General features: G+C 68.4%; 11 protein-coding genes. 5 read left to right on the top strand and 6 right to left on the bottom strand.

What is annotated here, in order from left to right:
- Positions 1 to 87: 87 nt before the first annotated feature.
- Positions 88 to 723: a thermonuclease family protein gene (locus MSPGM_RS20755; RefSeq protein WP_015857394.1), complete on the top strand. Its 636-nt coding sequence runs from the start codon at positions 88 to 90 to the stop codon at positions 721 to 723.
- A gap of 15 nt (positions 724 to 738) precedes the next feature.
- Here MSPGM_RS20755 and MSPGM_RS20760 read toward each other — a convergent pair whose 3' ends face one another.
- The 6 genes from MSPGM_RS20760 to MSPGM_RS20785 all read right to left on the bottom strand — a co-directional run bounded on the left by MSPGM_RS20760 (position 739) and on the right by MSPGM_RS20785 (position 6,169).
- Positions 739 to 1,032, bottom strand: coding sequence for a hypothetical protein (locus MSPGM_RS20760; RefSeq protein WP_015824237.1), 294 nt, complete (start codon positions 1,030 to 1,032; stop codon positions 739 to 741).
- A complete protein-coding gene (locus MSPGM_RS20765) occupies positions 1,032 to 1,382 on the bottom strand; it encodes a DUF3325 domain-containing protein (RefSeq protein WP_003602354.1) in 351 nt (116 codons plus the stop codon). The genes MSPGM_RS20760 and MSPGM_RS20765 overlap by 1 nt, the downstream gene beginning before the upstream one ends.
- Positions 1,379 to 2,971 carry a PepSY-associated TM helix domain-containing protein gene (locus tag MSPGM_RS20770; protein ID WP_003602351.1) on the bottom strand — a complete coding sequence of 531 codons (1,593 nt, stop codon included), beginning with the start codon at positions 2,969 to 2,971 and terminating at the stop codon, positions 1,379 to 1,381. Before MSPGM_RS20770 ends, MSPGM_RS20765 begins: the two co-directional genes overlap by 4 nt.
- Positions 2,968 to 3,282: a hypothetical protein gene (locus tag MSPGM_RS20775; protein ID WP_003602349.1), complete on the bottom strand. Its 315-nt coding sequence runs from the start codon at positions 3,280 to 3,282 to the stop codon at positions 2,968 to 2,970. Before MSPGM_RS20775 ends, MSPGM_RS20770 begins: the two co-directional genes overlap by 4 nt.
- 9 nt (positions 3,283 to 3,291) lie before the next feature.
- Entirely contained in the window at positions 3,292 to 5,649 is a 2,358-nt protein-coding gene (locus MSPGM_RS20780) for a TonB-dependent siderophore receptor (protein ID WP_003602346.1), read from the bottom strand.
- 241 nt (positions 5,650 to 5,890) lie between these two features.
- Positions 5,891 to 6,169, bottom strand: coding sequence for a hypothetical protein (locus MSPGM_RS20785; protein ID WP_003602343.1), 279 nt, complete (start codon positions 6,167 to 6,169; stop codon positions 5,891 to 5,893).
- A gap of 646 nt (positions 6,170 to 6,815) precedes the next feature.
- Between MSPGM_RS20785 and MSPGM_RS20790 the strand changes: the two genes are divergently transcribed.
- The 4 genes from MSPGM_RS20790 (at position 6,816) to MSPGM_RS20805 (ending at position 16,578) form a co-directional block, all read left to right on the top strand.
- Positions 6,816 to 7,007, top strand: a complete 192-nt coding sequence (locus MSPGM_RS20790) for a hypothetical protein (protein ID WP_003602341.1) — start codon at positions 6,816 to 6,818, stop codon at positions 7,005 to 7,007.
- Between the two features lie 513 nt (positions 7,008 to 7,520).
- On the top strand, positions 7,521 to 13,082 hold the full coding sequence (locus MSPGM_RS20795; RefSeq protein ID WP_015857395.1) for a malectin domain-containing carbohydrate-binding protein: 5,562 nt from the start codon (positions 7,521 to 7,523) through the stop codon (positions 13,080 to 13,082).
- A 74-nt stretch (positions 13,083 to 13,156) separates the two neighbouring features.
- On the top strand, positions 13,157 to 14,680 hold the full coding sequence (locus tag MSPGM_RS20800; RefSeq protein ID WP_003602338.1) for a phosphomannomutase/phosphoglucomutase: 1,524 nt from the start codon (positions 13,157 to 13,159) through the stop codon (positions 14,678 to 14,680).
- A 410-nt stretch (positions 14,681 to 15,090) separates the two neighbouring features.
- On the top strand, positions 15,091 to 16,578 hold the full coding sequence (locus MSPGM_RS20805; protein WP_015857397.1) for a right-handed parallel beta-helix repeat-containing protein: 1,488 nt from the start codon (positions 15,091 to 15,093) through the stop codon (positions 16,576 to 16,578).
- The last annotated feature ends 204 nt before the right edge of the window (positions 16,579 to 16,782 follow it).

Here is a 16,782-nt window from a genome sequence, read left to right on the forward strand (position 1 = left end):
GAAGCGGGGCCTGCGAGAAGGCGGCATCGACGGCGCAGCGGCTCTGAGCGGCGCGCCGAACACCCTCTTCCCGCGAGACCCCTTCCGATGTCGCTCACCGCCACCATTCTGCTGATCTACGCTGCCTGCCTCGCCGGCACCATCGCCAGCCCGGCCCGATCCCAAGATGATCACCCCCAAGATGATCGTGCCTCGGAAGGACCGGGCACCCGGCGCCTGCTGGCCGCGCTCCTCGTTCCTGCGCTGGCGCTGCTCGCCGGATTGCAGGCCCCGCCGGCCCGGGCGGGCGAGGCGGCGCCCCGGATCGTGAGCGGCCCCGCCACGGTGATCGACGGCGCGACCCTCGACCTCGGCGGCCGGCGCCTGCGGCTCTACGGCATGGATGCGCCCGACCTCGACCAGACCTGTTCCGACGGGCACGAGCGCGACTATTCCTGCGGCCGCGCCGCCGCCGCGGCGCTGACGGCGCGGATCGGCGGGGAGAGCGTCACCTGCGAGCTGCGCGAGGCGGATGGCAGCGCGACCGCCCTTTGCCGTCGCGACGGCGAGGACCTCGCCGCCTGGATGGTCGCCAACGGCTACGCCATCGCCGACCGCAGCGCGCCGGCCGCCTACGAGGCTCAGGATCGGCGCGCCTGGGGCCGCCGTGTCGGGTTGTGGTCGGGCGTGTTCGAGATCCCCGCCGACCGGCGCCGGATGCGCCGCGCCAGCGCCTCGCTCTGAGGCGTGATCGCGGCGTCACCCGCGCCGGGCGAGCCCGCCCGCGTAGTCGCGCAGGGCCGCCGCGACCAGGGCGGCGACCTGCGCCTCGGTCTTCGGCGCGCGGATCACGAGGCTCGCCATCACCTCCGGGTGGACCCGTCGCTGCTTCGGCGTGCGGGCATGGTTCGACAGGCGCAGGCGCTCCGGTCCTTCGCCGCGGGCGAGGTAGCGGCTGTCGCCGCGGTCGTTCCGGGCGGTCTCGTGGAAGCCCTGCGCTTCGAGCAGGCGGCTCGCATGGGCGAGCGCCTCGAGCGGCGGGAGCGGGCGCATCAGGTCGCGACGGCGAGGACCGCCAGCGGCAGGGCCGAAGCGGCGAGGGCAGCGAGCGCAGCGGGGGCGACGTAGCGCGGCCGGTAGGACAGGAGCAGCACCAGCGCGAGCGCCGCGCCGGTCAATGCGCCGATCCACTGGACGGGACCGAACGCCCAGCCCTCCCACAGCCCGGCGACGAAGAAGGAGAGGGCGATCGCCCCCCAGCCGAACAGGCGCAGGCGCAAGACCGCTGCCCGCTCCGCCTTGCGGTCGAAGACCTCCGCATGGTGCCGGTTGAGACTCAGGCAGAGGGCGGCGAGCGCGGCAAAGCTCAGGGACAGATTCACGGCGAGGACGAGAGGCGTCATGCGTGGGTCGGCTCAGGGCGCCGCGCGGGCTGGCGGGCGGGGGAGGCGGGAACCGCGGCCGGCTTCGCAGCGCGCTTGGGCGCCTCGTAGCGCAGGATCTTGCGGGCGGCGACGGCGAACAGGCCCGCGAGCAGCAGCATCGCCCCGTCGAACCACACGAAGAGCGGGTCGCTGCCGCCCAGCCGCAGGGGATGGTCGGGGATCGTCAGGATGTCGGCCGCGACCACCGCGACGCAGAGCACCGACACGGCGGCCAGACCCTCGCACCACGCCCGGCGCTGCGGGCGGACGAGCGGCACCAGGGCCGCGACGATCCAGGCGCCGAAGAAGACGCGGATCTCCCAATCCTCGCGCCCGGCGAGACCGACGGGCAGGAGCCGGTTGGCGATGAAGAAGCAGGCGATGGCCGCCGGCAGGCCGGCGATGCTGCCGACATTCAGCGCCTGGACCAGCCGCAGGCCGAAGAAGGGCCGCTCCCCCGGCTTCGGCAGGCGGGCCAGCGACCAGAGCACGACGCCGGTCGCAACCATGGCGCAGCCCATGACCCCGCACAGGAAGAACACCAACCGCAGCAGGGTGCCGGCAAAGTGCGCCTCGTGCAGGCCGGTCATCACCGTGAAGGTCTTGGCCGCGGGCTTGAGGCCGCCGTCGCGGATCTCGAGGATCTCGCCGCTCACCCCGTCGAAGGCGATCTGCGGATGCTCGTGCGAGAGCCCGTGCGGCTCCTCGAACACCGCGACCACGGTGGCGTTGGCGTCGCCCGGATTGACGATCGTGAGCCGCTCCAGCGGCTCCGGCCGGGCCGCGACCGCCCGCTCCACGATCGGCCCGAGCGGGGCGAGCGCGGCAGCCTGCTTCGCGGGCGGGCGCGGCGTCGTGATCCAGTTGGCCTCGGTGAAGAAGGTCTGGGCGTTGCCCTTGTAGGCGGTGTTCACGCCCCAGGGCATGTAGAACGTCGCGAGGGTGACGATCCCGGTATAGGTGATCATCACGTGGAACGGCAGCGCCAGCACGCCGGTGACGTTGTGGGCGTCGAGCCAACTGCGCCGGGGCGCCTTGTCACGGCGGAAGGTGAAGAAGTCGGCAAAGATCCGCTTGTGGGTGACGATGCCGGAGATCAGCGCCACCAGCATGATCATCGCGCAGAGGCCGACGACCCAGCGCCCCCAGAGCGGCGGCATGTGCAGCTCGAAATGGAAGCGGTAGAGGAAGTCGCCCCCTTGCGTGTCGCGCACGGTGGATTCGGTCCCGGTCCGCGGATCGAGCAGGACATGGCCCGGACGCTCGCCCGGCCGGGTGCGCCAGAACAGGTCGAGCACCGGCTTGTCGGGCTGCGGCAGGCCGACGAACCAGGTCCGGGCCTTGGCCGCGTGCTGGCCGAGATAGGCCACCGCATGCTCGGTCGCCGCTCCGAGGGCGGCCGCCTCCACCGGCTCGACGCGCGTGAATTCGGGGCGCATCCAGCGGGAGATGTCCGGCCGGTAGTAGCTCGCGGTGCCGGTGACGAAGATCGCGAACAGCACCCAGCCGACGATCAGGCCGGACCACGTGTGCAGCCACGCCATCGATTGGCGGAAGCTTCCCTTCATGGCGCGGATCCTCCCATCGCCAGCCAGAGGAGGGCGCCGAGCACGAGGGCGGTGCCGGCCACGGTGAGCAGCGCCCGCAGCAGCGTGCGCGTCGCGAAGACGAGCACGACGATCCCCGCCATCACGGCGAAGCTGAGCAGGGTCGCCGTCGCCACCGCCTCGGAGCGCGCCATCGGCAGGGTCAGCGACAGCAGCGCGGTGGCGAGCGCGGCGATCCCGTAGCCGCCGCCCGCCGCCAGAACGACCCGGCCGGCCACGGAGGCCCGCTCGAGCGCCGTCGTCCTGCCTTGCGCACTGCCTTGCGAAGCCATGCCGGCCTCCTACCAGCGATAGCGCAGGGTTGCATAGACGGTCTGCGGCAGGCCGTAATAGCAACTGGTGTAGCCGTTGCAGCCGCTGACGTAGCGCTCGTCGAGGAGGTTGTTGGCGTTCAGCTGCATCGAGAAGCCCTGGAGCGTCGCGTCGAGGTACTTCAGGTCATAGTTGAGGGTGGCGTCGACGAGCACGCTGGCCGGCACCTTGAAGGTATTGGCCGCATCGCCCCAGGACGGCCCGAGGTAGCGCACGCCGCCGCCGACTTCGAGGCCGAGGAGCGGCCCCTCGCTGAAACGGTAGGTCGCCAGCAGCGAGGCGGTGGAATCCGGCACCAGAACCGGGCTGCGGCCCTGGAGCGGCACCGTCTGACCGGGGGTCAGGTCGTTGGCGGTTCGGCCGTCGTCGCGGACGTTGCGGATATCGAGGAGCGAGAAGCCGCCGACCAGGGTGACGCCCTCGGTCAAGTTCACCCGCGCCTCGAACTCCATGCCCTGCACCCCGACCTGTCCGGTCTGGACGACGTAGGTGCTGCCGTTCACCGGGTCTGCAGTCGTGCGGTTCGACTGGCGGATATCGAAGAAGGCGGCGGTGAGCAGGATGTCGGTGCCGGGCGGCTGGTACTTGATGCCGGCCTCGTACTGGTCGCTCGATTGCGGATCGGGCACGCGCCCGACGGTGCCGAAGGCCGGGTCGAACACGCGGCCCGCGACGATCGGCTCGAAGGCCTGGCTGTAGGACACGTACGGCGCCACGCCCGAATCGAACAGGTAGAGCAGGCTCGCCCGGCCTGTGAAGGCGTCGGCCGGTGCGTTCTGGAGCGTCAGGGTGCTCGGTCTGCCGGCGGCGAAGGAGCGGGTCGGCCCGGTCTGGCGCGCGACGTCGTAGCGCCCGCCCAGCGTCAGCACGAGACGGTCGAACTTTGCCTGATCTTGGAAGTACACGCCGGTCTGCTGCGCATCGACCCGCGAGACCGTGTTGAAGGCCGGGACCGCGATATTCATGTTGTAGTTCGGCGCCAGCACGTTCAGGTCCGGCGCGTCCGGGAACGGGGAGCCGCTCGTCCGGGTGCTGAAGGTGCGGTGATCGACGCCGAGCAGCGCGGTGTGGGCGATGAAGCCGGTGTCGAAGTTGGCGACGAAGTTGCTGTCCATCGTGTAGGCTTCCGCCGCCACGTTGGTGCCGATGACCGCGCGCGGGATCAGCGGGCCGCTGGCGAAGGGGCCGTTGCGGGGATTGAAGGCGCTGTAGACGCTGCGGTAGTCGCCCTGCGTGCGCAGGTAGCGCCCGGCCGAGTGGAAGCGCAGGTTCTCGCTGAAGCGGTGATCGAACAGGTACTCGATCGAGGCCTGGGTCCGATCCGAGCGCTCGATGCCGCGGTCGCCGTCGTAGAAGTTCACCGGCAGGCGGCCGATGATGCCGTTGCCGAAGTTGCGCGGGAACACCGTGCCCACCGCCGGGAAGCCGCCGTAGAAGCCCGAGAACGGATCGCGCTGGTAGTTGCCGATGATCGTGAGCTGGGTGTCGGCGGAGGGGCGCCACGACAGGCTCGGGTTGATCAGCGCGCGCTCGACCCGGGTCGTGTCCACGGGGCCGTCGCCGTTCCAGCCGAAGCCGACGATGCGGTAGGCGAACTGGTCGGCGAGCCAGGGCACGTCCGATTGGATCGGGCCGCCGACATCGACGCCGCCGCGCACCTCGCTGAAGCCGCCGCCCTGGACGAAGACCTCGCCGTGGCGGACGAATTGCGGCACCTTCGACACGAGGTTGACGATGCCGCCCGGGCCCGACTGCCCGTAGAGCACCGAGGCCGGGCCCTTGATGACGTCGATGCGTTCCAGCCGGTAGGGCTCGATCGTGGCGTTGGCATCGCGGCCGCCGATCAGCGCCATGCCGTCGAGGAAGACCGGCGCGTTAAAGCCGCGGATCAGGAACTGCTCCAGCCGGGTCGAGCCGGCGCCGCCGCGCTGCTCGGTGGTGACGCTCGGGGTGTAGCGCAGGGCCTGGTTGATGCTGAGCGCGTTCTGGTCCTCGATCTGCTTGCGGCCGATGACGGAGATCGACTGGGCCGTCTCCAGGATCGGCGTGTCGGTCTTGGTTGCGACGGTGCTGCGGCTGGCGACGTAGCCCGGCACGGCGCCCTGGGCGCCGCCGGGGCCGTACAGCGCGCCGCCGAGCGTGGCGCCGCGGCCCTCGCCGGTCACGCTCAACTCGGACAGTTCGACGGCGCCGGCCGCCTCCTGTGCGAGGCCCGGCACGGCGAGGCCGAACAGGGCCGTTCCCGACAGAAAGGTCGAGGCGAGCAGGCGCGCGATTTGGCCCGCACACGGAGCCGGCCGAGCAGAAACGGCGCGATCTTCGAACATCTTTTCCGGTACGCTTTTAACTTAGGTTATAAAAACCTAAGAGGACACAACGAGTTGTGCCTGCGTATGACAAACACCGAATGATGCATGCAAGATCTATGTTTTATAACTGTTATAAATACAAATACTTGAACGCTCGATCCTGTTTGCGCGCAACCATTTTTACTATCTGATATTTTCCTGTGCTGTTGCGGTTCTGCATCGGTCGCATCGGTTCGGATAACGGTCTCGGGACGACGCGCTACAGACCGGTTCGGTCCGCTTCGCCCAGGAGCTGCCGGCGATGGACCGGATCCCAGATCCCCTCGAAGACCGGAGCCGGACCTTTCAGCGCCTCGGGGGCCGGCATCACCGCGGCCGGAGCGATCGGCTGCTCCAGAATGGGAGCGAGGGACAGCGCGGCCGCAAGGGTGCCGATCACGCACAGGGCCGTGATCGCCCAGCGCGGCGCATTCCAGCTATGAAGAAGCACGGATCCGGCCGCGAGCAGCGCGGCGGTTCCGACGAGTTTGGGAAACATCGACGGCTCATTCGATACGACTCGGCCCCCCGGTGCGAGCGGGATGCCAGCGTGCTCTGTGCCAAATCGGGACATAGGCCGGATTTCGTGCCCTGTTCCAGCGGAAGGTCTTCGGCCTGACGAGCGTCGTATCCGACCTGATGGCATCACGCTTGCGTCTCTAAGTCATTGCTTGAGTGCGCTTTTTCTCAGAACTGGAGTCCGCTTCGCCGGAAAGCGCTTCGGGGCACTCGATCACTGCCGAGACGCGATGTCGCGACGGAGCGACGGGCATGGCCCGCAAAGCGGCGCACGAACTGGCGCAATAGTGATCGGTCCCAGCTGTGCCTTGAACCATATTTCATGTTAGGGGCGCGCAACGGTTCCACGATCCTGGGTGATCGGGAGGCGAACCCATTCGGCGAGGGAGGCCGACCCTAATGACGAGCATGCTGACCGTGATCGCTCTTCTTCTTGCCCCCGTAGGGGCTCTTGCGTTCGGCGCCTGGGCGTTCGGGCGTCTTCGTTCCGCGTCCTGACGCACGGCATCGCCGCCCGCTCGAGCGGGCGGCGGCGCTCCGAGGCGACGTCCTGCCGATTTCTGACACAAAACGGCATCACCGATGGGGCATCGTGGCACGCGTGCCGGCGAAGGGAGATCCTGCGCATGACGATTCTGCTTCGGTTCGCGCGTGGCCTTGCATCCGCAGCGCGCCATGTTGCCCGCCTCTCGCCTAAGGTGATTCCGCTCGCGCTCGTCTCGGTGATCGGCCTCTCGGCCGACCGGACGGCGAAGGCCGACCGCGACGGCGATGGCGACGAGACGACTCGCTCCATCGTCTACCGCCACTACATCTGAGCCCATCCCGGCCGCCGGCCGCGCGAAAAAGCGGCCCGCCCTCCTCGCGCGCAAGGCTCGGCCGGCGCTCGGCGATCCCGGCTCGCGCAATCCTCCGCCGTGACGGCTCGGTCCCCCCAGGCGAAAGCCGCGTCGCGCGCCACGGATCGAGCGGGCCGGAACCCCGCGGAATGCCGACAGGGACGACGCGGGCGGCCCCTCGGCAGACGCCGTGAATCCGAGGCTGCACCCGAGAACCCGCACGCATCGTCCGGAGCCCGTTTGGCGAGACGATGCCCAAATGCTCCGCGCCCGGCATGGTGCAATCGAGAACGCCTCTTACTCCTTGTTCCGAGGTCTGCTCTTTCGCTGAACTGGTATCCACTTCGGTGGAGAGCGCCCTAGCCCGGAAGAGCGCCGCGGAATACCGCTGCGCGCATGAAGCCCGGATTCGGCGCGGATACGGTCGGCCCCAAGTCTGATGTTGCTTCTGATGTTGAGCCTGATCTCAAGTCTGGCGCGAGGGGGATGACCATGGCCGACGTCACGTTTTCTCAGTCAACACTTGCCGGTTACTCGGGGCTGGCCTCGGCTCTGCAATGGGGCCCGGACGGACGGCTCTACGTCGCCGAGCGGTTCGGCAGCATCAAGGCCCTGACGGTCGCGCAGCAGGGCAACGGCTACGTCGTCACCAACACGGAATCGATCGACCTCATCCTCAACCTGCCCAACCACAACGACGACGGCACGCTGAACGCGAGCCTGAAGGAGCGGCAGGTCACCGGCATCCTCGTCACCGGCACCGCCGACAACCCCGTCCTCTACGTCACCTCGAGCGACCCGCGCATCGGCGCCGGCAATGGCGGCGAGGACACCAATCTCGACACCAATTCCTCGATCATCTCGCGCCTCACCTTCGATTCCGTGACCGATACGTGGAAGAAGGTCGATCTCGTGCGCGGCCTGCCCCGCTCGGAGGAGAACCACTCCGCCAACGGCATGGCGATCTCGCCCGACGGCAAGACGCTCTACGTGGCGGTGGGCGGCAACACCAATGCCGGCGCGCCCTCCAACAACTTCGCCGGCCTGCCGGAATTCGCCTACGCGGCGGCCGTGCTCAAGGTCGATCTCACGGCGCTCGACGCCATGACGCTGAAGAACCCGAACGGGCTCAACCCCTACCTCTACGACCTGCCGACCCTCGACGACCCCTACCGCCCCAATAACGGGACGGCCGGCAACGAGAACCCGGACGGCTCGGATGTCAGCGGCCCGTTCGGCGGGCGCGACGGGTTCAACATGGCCAAGATCACCGCCGATAGCCCGGTGCAGATCTACTCGCCCGGCTACCGCAACGCCTACGACGTGCTGCTGACCTCCGACGGCAAGATGTTCACCTACGACAACGGCGCCAATAACGGCTGGGGCGGGCGCCCGTCGGATGCCGCCGGCAACGTCGTGACCAACCAGAACCAGATCCCGCTCAACACGCCCGATCAGGACGGCGGCACCAAGCGGCTCAACTACGACCAGCTCCACGAGATCACGGGGGAGGGCTATTACGGCGGCCATCCCAATCTCGTGCGGGCGGTGGGGGGCCAAGCCGGCTGGCTGCTGACGCCGGGGGCGGGCGTGACAGGGGCGACCTTCCTGCCCCACGGCAGCGCCGGCCTGCCCGCCGATTTCGACTCGGTGATCCCAGCCGGCACCGCCGACCCGCGCGAGAGCGTGTTCTTCGAGGGCGGCATCAGCGACGGGGCGCTCGATACCGGCCAGGGCTCGCTCAACGGGCTGGCCGAATACACCGCCTCGACCACCTGGGCGACCGCCGACGGCGGCACCACGAGCATCAAGGGCGCGATCCTCGTCACGGATCTGGCGGGCTATCTCCACATCATCCCGCGCAACGCCTCGGGCGGGGTCGACACCGCTGTCGGCGCCGCGGGCCAGATCGTGGCGGCGGACAAGCAGGTCGTGCCGATGGGCGGCGGTGCCCCGCTCGGCATCGATGCGATCGGCGACGGCAAGCCGTTCGCCGGCACCGTCTGGGTCACGACCCTGGCCGACGGCAACATCAAGGTACTGACGCCGGGGCCGACCAACCCGCAGAACCTCGATCTCGACGGCGACGGGATCAACAACACGCTCGACCCCTTCGCCCTCGACCCCGACAACGGCACCGCGGGCACCGACGTGATCTCCGGCGGCGAAACGGTCGTGTTCAACTTCGAATCCGGCTCGCTTCCCGGCACCTTCGGCGGCAGCGGGCTCACCGGCGCGATGATCAACGGGCTCGACCCGTTCCTCGACGGTGGCCTCTACACCTCGGCCAACATCATCGCGGGCGGCGCGGGCGGCGTCATCCAGTTGAAGAACGTGCAGGAGGGCGACTTCACGGAAGGCAACAACACCCTCAAGGACGCGTTGCAGGCCGGCGTCACCTTCGATGACAGCGTGGCGACCGCCAACGTCACCATGACGATGGCGAACTGGATACCGAACGCCACGAGCAACGGCGGCTTCCCCTCGGCGGGCCTGCAGATCGGCACGGGAGACCAGGACAACTTCATCAAGCTGGTGCTCGGCGGGCGCGGCGAGAGTGCGGGGGGCAAGTATACCAGCGCGATCTTCGAGACCTCGATGGAGAATCTCGGCGTCGCCCAGACCAGCGCCGTCACCAACAACGCGCTCCTGAGCGCGACGAGCGCGAGCTGGGTGCAGCTGCGCCTCGCGGTCAATCTCGAGACCAACACGGTGACGCCGTACTGGCGCTTCGGCACCGGCGCGGTCTCCTCCGCCACCGACGCGAACGCCGCCTTCACCGCCGGCACCAGCCTGAGCGTGCCGAGCGGCAGCGCGCTGCTGAAGGCGATCCAGGGCGACTACACCGTCGGCGGCAAGGCGAGCGGGATGGCGGTGGGCCTGCTCGCCACCTCCAACGACGGCGAGGCCTTCACCGCCGATTTCGATGGGGTCACCATCACCACCACCGCCAAATCGGGCACCACGAACCCGGTCGTCGCGGCGATCAACACCGGCGGCGGGGCGCTGACGCAGGACGGGATCGGCTTCTCGGCCGACCAGTACTTTACCGGCGGCGCCACCTTCATCGACAGCACCGGCGGCAACGGCCTGCAATCGGCCTTCACCAACACCGTCTACCAGACCGAGCGCTACGGCAATTTCAGCTACGCGATCCCCGTGGCCAGCACGAGCCAGGCCTACACGGTCGAGCTGCGCTTCGGCGAGCTGTGGTGGAGCAATCCCGGCCAGCGCGTCTTCGACGTCACGCTCGAAGGCCAGACCATCCTCAACGATCTCGACATCCTGGCCCAGACCGGCAGCTTCAACACGCCCTACACCTACGTCTCCGGCCCGATCACGGCGGGTGCCAACGGCACGCTCGACCTGCAATTCGCCAACGGCATCGACAACGCCAAGCTCAGCGGCATCGTCGTACGCCAAGTGAGCGGGGGCGGCGGCACCGACATGACCAAGCCGACGGTTGGGCCCTTCACGGTCCAGGCGCCCGTGGCGGGGGACGCGAGTGCCAGCGTCACGGTGGTTTATAACGATGCCTCGGGCATCAACCTCGCCAGCATCACCGCGGCCGACATCGCGGTGACGGGCCCCGGCGCGACCGGGGCGATCACGCTGCAATCCAAGACGAGCACCAGCGCGACCTCGGCCACCGCCACCTACATCGTCGCCGCCCCCACCGGGGGCTGGACCAACGGCCAGTACACCGCCACCGTCAAGACCGGCGAGGTGTCCGATGCGAGCCCGGCGGCCAACACCAACCTCGCGGCCTCCCAGCTCTTCTCGGTCCAGACCAGCAGCGCGGGCGGGATCGTCGCGGCGATCAATGCCGGCGGCGCGGCGCTGATCCAGGACGGAATCAGCTTCTCGGCCGACCAATACTTCACCGGCGGCGCCACCTTCATCGACAGCACCGGCGGCAACGGCCTGCAATCGGTCTTCACCAACACCGTCTACCAGACCGAGCGCTACGGCAATTTCAGCTACGCGATCCCCGTGGCCAGCGCGAGCCAGGCCTACACGGTCGAGCTGCGCTTCGGCGAGCTGTGGTGGAGCAACCCGGGCCAGCGCGTCTTCGACGTGTCGCTGGAGGGTCAGACCGTCCTCAACGACCTCGATATCCTGGCCCAGACCGGCAGCTTCAACACGCCCTACAGCTACGTCTCCGGCCCGATCACCGCGGGTGCCAACGGCACGCTTGACCTGCAATTTCTCAACGGCATCGACAACGCCAAGCTCAGCGGCATCATCGTGCGGCAGGCGAACGGCGGCGGGAACGTCGATACGACGGGACCGTCGGTGGCCGGCCCCTTCGTGATCCAGGGGCCATCGACCCCGACCGCGAGTGCCAGCGTCACGGTGATCTACAACGACGCCTCGGGGATCAATCTCGACAGTATCGGGGCGAGCGACATTACGATGACGGGTGCCGGTCCGATCGGGGCGATCACGCTTCAATCGAAGGCGGCCACGAGTGCCACCTCGGCCACCGCCACTTATCTGGTCGCCGCGCCAGCCGGCGGTTGGATCGGTGGGGAGTACATCACCACCGTGAAGGCTGGGGAAATCGCCGATGCGAGTCCCGCCGGGAACACCAACGCCGCCTCCGGCCAAGGCTCGTCGTTCCAGCCGAATGTTCCGGTCGGGATCGTCGCGGCGATCAACGCGGGCGGAGGCGCGGTGAGTCAGGACGGGATCAGCTTCTCGGCGGACCAGTACTTCACCGGCGGCGCCACCTTCGCCGACAGCACGGGTGGCAATGGCCTGCAGACGGCCTTCGGCGGCACCGTTTACCAGACCGAGCGCTACGGCAATTTCAGCTACGCCATCCCCGTCGCCAGCACGACGCAGTCCTACACGGTCGAGCTGCGCTTCGCCGAACTCTGGTGGAGCAATCCCGGCCAGCGGGTGTTCGACGTTACGTTCGAAGGCCAGACCATCCTCAATGACCTCGACATCCTGGCCCAGACCGGCAACTTCAACACGCCCTATACCTTCGTCTCGGGCCCGGTCATCGCGGGCGCCAACGGCACGCTCGACCTGCAGTTCATCAACGGCCTGGACAACGCCAAGCTGAGCGGCATCGTCGTGCGGCAGGTGACCGGCGGCGCCGACGCGACGGCGCCGACCGTCGGCTCCTTCGATGTCGCGGCGCCCGTCTCCGCCGCGGGCCAAGCGAGCGTGACGGTGGTCTACAACGACACCTCGGGAATCGATCTCGCCAGCATCGGGGCGAGCGATCTCGCGGTGACGGGAGCAGGCGCGGTCGGGGCGATCAGCCTGCAATCGAAGGCGACGTTGAGCGCCACCTCGGCCACCGCCACCTACCTCGTCGCTGCGCCGGCGGGCGGCTGGGCCGACGGGTCGTACACCGCCACGGTGAAAGCCGGGGAGGTCGCCGACGCGAGCCCCTCCCTCAACACCAACGCCGCCACCTCGCACGCCTTCACCATCGACGTGACGCCCGGTGCCGACACCCTCGTCATGGCCATCAATTCCGGCGGGGCGGCCCATACCCGTGCGGACGGAACGGTGTTCGAGGCCGACACGGCGGCCGCCCCCCACCGCTTCTACGTTGCCGGCCAGGACGGGAACGCGACCTATTCCGACGGCGATCCGATTGCGGGCACCACCGACGACGCGCTCTACCAGAACCAGCGCTTCGGCTGGGCCAGCGCCTCGACCACGGATGCCGACGACGGACGCTTCGGCTACGCGATCAAGAACGCGGATGGCAGCGCGCTGGCCTCCGGCTCCTACGAGGTGATCCTGCACTTTGCCGAGATCTACAACCAGCCCGACGATCCGGGCGGCCTGAGCGGGGCGGGCCAGCGCCAGTTCAACCTCGGCATCGAGGGCACCACGGTCGCCAACTACGACATCTGGGCGGCGGCAACGGCGGGCGCGACCGCGACGACCCTGACGCGGACGGTCTCGGTCACCGACGGGACGCTCGACCTCGCCTTCTGGCAGGGGGCGGCCGAGAATCCGACCGTGGCGGCGATCGAGGTGTGGAAGGTCAATCCCGCCTCGGTTCAGGACGGCCTGTTGGTCTAAACTCTCAACCGATTTCCAGCTTCTCTTCCGGCGGCGTGCGGCCTCTCGTGCGCCGCCCTCGCGAAAGGTCTGTCATGTCCTTCGATACCTCCAAGGCCTTTCCCACGCCCGTTCCGAAGCTTGAGCCCAACACCTTCGCCTTCGAGCAGTTGCCGATGGTCAAGCCCACCGGCTTTCGCGAGTACGACGCCCGCTGGCTGTTCCCGCAGGAGATCAACCTGATGGGCGTCCAGGCGCTCGGCCTCGGCCTCGGCACGCTGATCCATGAGCGCGGCGTGCGCCCCGACATCGTCACCGGCCACGACTTTCGCGCCTACTCCGCCTCGATCAAGCTCGCGCTGATCGCCGGGATGCAGGCGGCGGGCCTGCGGGTGAAGGATATCGGGCTCGCGCTCTCGCCGATGGCCTATTTCGGCCAGTTCGCCCTCGATTGCCCCTGCGTGGCCATGGTCACGGCCTCGCATAACGACAACGGCTGGACCGGCGTAAAGATGGGCGCCGAGCGCCCCATGACCTTCGGCCCCGACGAGATGGGCCGCCTCAAGGAGATCGTCACCACGGGCGCGTTCCAGTACCGCGACGGCGGCGCCTACGAATTCGTCTCCGACTTCGCTCAGGTCTATCTCGACGACCTCGTGGCGCGCGCCAAACCCGTCTCGCGAAAGCTGAAGGTCGTGGCGGCCTGCGGCAACGGCACGGCTGGCGCCTTCGCCCCTGCGCTCCTGGAGCGGCTCGGCGTCGAGGTGATCCCGCTCGATGTCGAGCCGGATCACTCCTTCCCGCGCTACAACCCCAACCCCGAGGACATGGCGATGCTGCACGCCATCGCCGACAAGGTGCGCGAGACCGGCGCCGATGTCGGCCTCGGCTTCGACGGCGACGGCGACCGCTGCGGCGTGGTCGATGACGAGGGCGAGGAGATCTTCGCCGACAAGATCGGCGTCATGCTGGCCCGCGACCTGTCGAAGCTTCACCCGAACGCGACCTTCGTGGTCGATGTGAAATCGACCGGCCTCTACGCCGCTGACCCCGAGTTGCAGGCCCGCGGCGTGCGCACCGATTACTGGAAGACGGGGCATTCCTACATCAAGCGCCGGGTCAACGAACTCTCGGCGCTCGCCGGCTTCGAGAAGTCGGGCCACTTCTTCTTCAACGCGCCGGTCGGTCGCGGCTACGACGACGGCCTGCTCACGGCGATCGCGGTGATCGAGATGCTCGACCGCAATCCGGGGCAGACCATGGCCGACCTCTACCGGGCGCTGCCGAAGACCTGGGGCTCGCCGACCATGTCGCCGCATTGCGCCGACGAGGTGAAGTACGGCGTGGTCGAGGCCGTGACCGAGCGGTTCCGGGCACTCGAGGCGGCGGGCGAGCCGGTGGGCGGCCATTCGATCACCAGTCTCGTGACGGTCAACGGCGTGCGCGTGACCACCGCCGACGGCACCTGGGGGCTGGTGCGGGCCTCCTCGAACAAGCCGGAGCTCGTCGTGGTGGTCGAGAGCCCGGTCTCCGAAGCGCGGCTTCGCGAGATGTTCGCGGCGGTGGATGGGGTGCTGCGCCAGCACCCGGAGGTGGGCGCCTACAACCAGACGATTTGACCACACCTCTGACCGAAGAGGCGCGTGATAACGGTTCCGGCTGATCACCTCGTTGATGGGTGCGTGTCCCCTCGCCCCGCGTGCGGATAGGGGGGAGCGCCGGCTCGCCGAACCCATCACCCGAAGACCGTAAGAAGGCATGATTCGGGGAGGAGGACCTTTGGCAGCCGGCCTGGCGATACCCAGGCCGGCCGATCAAGCGTGGCCGTTCGGCAACAAACCGTTGTCTGTCAGAAAATTTCTGACAAAGACCCGCGAGAAAACAGCATTAAGCTGAACCGTTTTCGTCGGCCCATACCTCGTGGGGAGTAGTCCTCACGGGGTACGTTGCAGATTTACGCAATCGATCTGCTCGCTAACATTCTTTAGTCCCCCGCTCCGTTGCGATCATCGCATCTCAAGGAGCAATCATGCCTGCGGGCCAAACCTATAGCACCACCCCCATCCGCACGACGTACGACGGACAGGTTATCGAAAATCTGGATCTCTGGGTCTCCGACGGCGACGCCATCCGCGTCGATCACGACAACGTCGTCATCCGCAACGTCACCATCCACCACGCCGACGGCAACGGCATCGTCGTCGAGGACGTCAGCGGCGTCACCGTCCAGAACAGCCTCATCGTCAATTCCGATCCGCCCACGGGCAACGGGGGCGAGACCGATGCGGAGACCACCGGCATCCGGGTCGTCAACGCGTCCGGCTTCACCGCGTCGCACGTGACGCTGCAGGACAGCGGCACCGGCATCTATCTCGGCCAGTCCCCGAACGCGAAGCTCTCCTACATCGAGGGCCACAACTTCCACGGGCCGTTCCCCGGCGGTCAGCTCGTTCAGTTCTACCAGTCGCCGAACGGCAGCCTCTCGGATTTCGCTGTCACCAACGATGCGAGCCACTCGCATGTCGAGGACAACGTTTCGATCATCGACAGCCAGAACGTCTCGATCGCCAACGGCGTGATCGACGGCAACAACTCGCCGAGCGGTGCCGGCGTGATGTTCGAGGGTAATTCGCAGGGTGGCCACGTCCAGAACGTCGACGTGATCCACATGAGCAATGGCGGCTTCTCGTCCTACTCGGACGACGTGTCCTTCGTCGACACCCGCTCCTTCGACAACGATGCCGGAGATCAGGGCCGCGGCGCGTCGCTGTCGAACGGGCTGATCTGGAACGCGACCGGCCACAACGTCACGATCGACGACTCGACCTACACGGACCCAGGGGTCGCCAACAACATCGTCTGGGGAACCTCCTCGGCCGGCGCGGACGTGTCGGCAGCGCCCTCGGCCACGCCGATGACGCCGATCCACAACGTGTTCGACGGGACGGCGACCGACAGCACGCCGGTTGCGGCCCCGGTGCCGACGCCTGCCCCGACTCCTGCGCCGACCCCGGCCCCGACCCCGGCTCCGACTCCGGCGCCGTCCCCGGCGGCCACGGCCCCGACGGCCACGGCCCCGGCCGGGACGGGCATCGACCGCGACGGTACGGCGGCCTCCGAGACGATGACCGGCTCGCGCTTCGCTGATGACCTCGACGGGCGGGGCGGCAACGACACGCTCAACGGGCTCGCCGGCGACGACCGCCTCTACGGCGGGGCCGGCAACGACCGGCTCGACGGCGGCAGCGGCACCGACCACCTCTGGGGCGGCACCGGCGCGGATCACTTCGTGTTCAAGGCCGGCAACGGCACCGACTGGGTCGAGGACTTCCAGCTCAGCGGCACCGCGCAGGACGTCGTTGAAGTGAGCAAGGCGATGTTCGGTTCGTTCAATGCCCTGCTCTCCGCGGCCCATGATGTCGGCTCCGATGTCGCCATCACCTCGGGCGCCGACACGCTGTGGCTCGCCGACGTTCACAAGGCGCAGCTCTCGGCCGGCGACTTCCTGTTCGTCTGAGCATTTCCCGCGAAGCGTCCGGTGCACCGTCGCGTCCGAAGGGACGCGGGCCGGTCGCCGGATGCTGCGCGGGGCAGACTCGAAGCGCCTTTCGGTCGTGGCCGCGGGATCCTCCGCGGCCCCGGCCGGCGGCGGCGCGCCATCGAATCTCTTACCGCCCGATCAAGCGTGGCCACACGGCCACATCGGTTGTGCGCTGCGAAA

It is taken from the genome of Methylorubrum sp. GM97 (genome assembly GCF_024347855.1).
GTDB lineage: Bacteria > Pseudomonadota > Alphaproteobacteria > Rhizobiales > Beijerinckiaceae > Methylobacterium > Methylobacterium extorquens.

Excerpts from the sequence above, each read along its gene's own strand:
- MSPGM_RS20755 (WP_015857394.1), top strand. The coding sequence starts at position 88 with ATGTCGCTCACCGCCACCATTCTGCTGATCTACGCTGCCTGCCTCGCC.
- MSPGM_RS20760 (WP_015824237.1), bottom strand. The coding sequence starts at position 1,032 with ATGCGCCCGCTCCCGCCGCTCGAGGCGCTCGCCCATGCGAGCCGCCTG.
- MSPGM_RS20765 (WP_003602354.1), bottom strand. The coding sequence starts at position 1,382 with ATGACGCCTCTCGTCCTCGCCGTGAATCTGTCCCTGAGCTTTGCCGCG.
- MSPGM_RS20770 (WP_003602351.1), bottom strand. The coding sequence starts at position 2,971 with ATGAAGGGAAGCTTCCGCCAATCGATGGCGTGGCTGCACACGTGGTCC.
- MSPGM_RS20775 (WP_003602349.1), bottom strand. The coding sequence starts at position 3,282 with ATGGCTTCGCAAGGCAGTGCGCAAGGCAGGACGACGGCGCTCGAGCGG.
- MSPGM_RS20780 (WP_003602346.1), bottom strand. The coding sequence starts at position 5,649 with ATGTTCGAAGATCGCGCCGTTTCTGCTCGGCCGGCTCCGTGTGCGGGC.
- MSPGM_RS20785 (WP_003602343.1), bottom strand. The coding sequence starts at position 6,169 with ATGTTTCCCAAACTCGTCGGAACCGCCGCGCTGCTCGCGGCCGGATCC.
- MSPGM_RS20790 (WP_003602341.1), top strand. The coding sequence starts at position 6,816 with ATGACGATTCTGCTTCGGTTCGCGCGTGGCCTTGCATCCGCAGCGCGC.
- MSPGM_RS20795 (WP_015857395.1), top strand. The coding sequence starts at position 7,521 with ATGGCCGACGTCACGTTTTCTCAGTCAACACTTGCCGGTTACTCGGGG.
- MSPGM_RS20800 (WP_003602338.1), top strand. The coding sequence starts at position 13,157 with ATGTCCTTCGATACCTCCAAGGCCTTTCCCACGCCCGTTCCGAAGCTT.
- MSPGM_RS20805 (WP_015857397.1), top strand. The coding sequence starts at position 15,091 with ATGCCTGCGGGCCAAACCTATAGCACCACCCCCATCCGCACGACGTAC.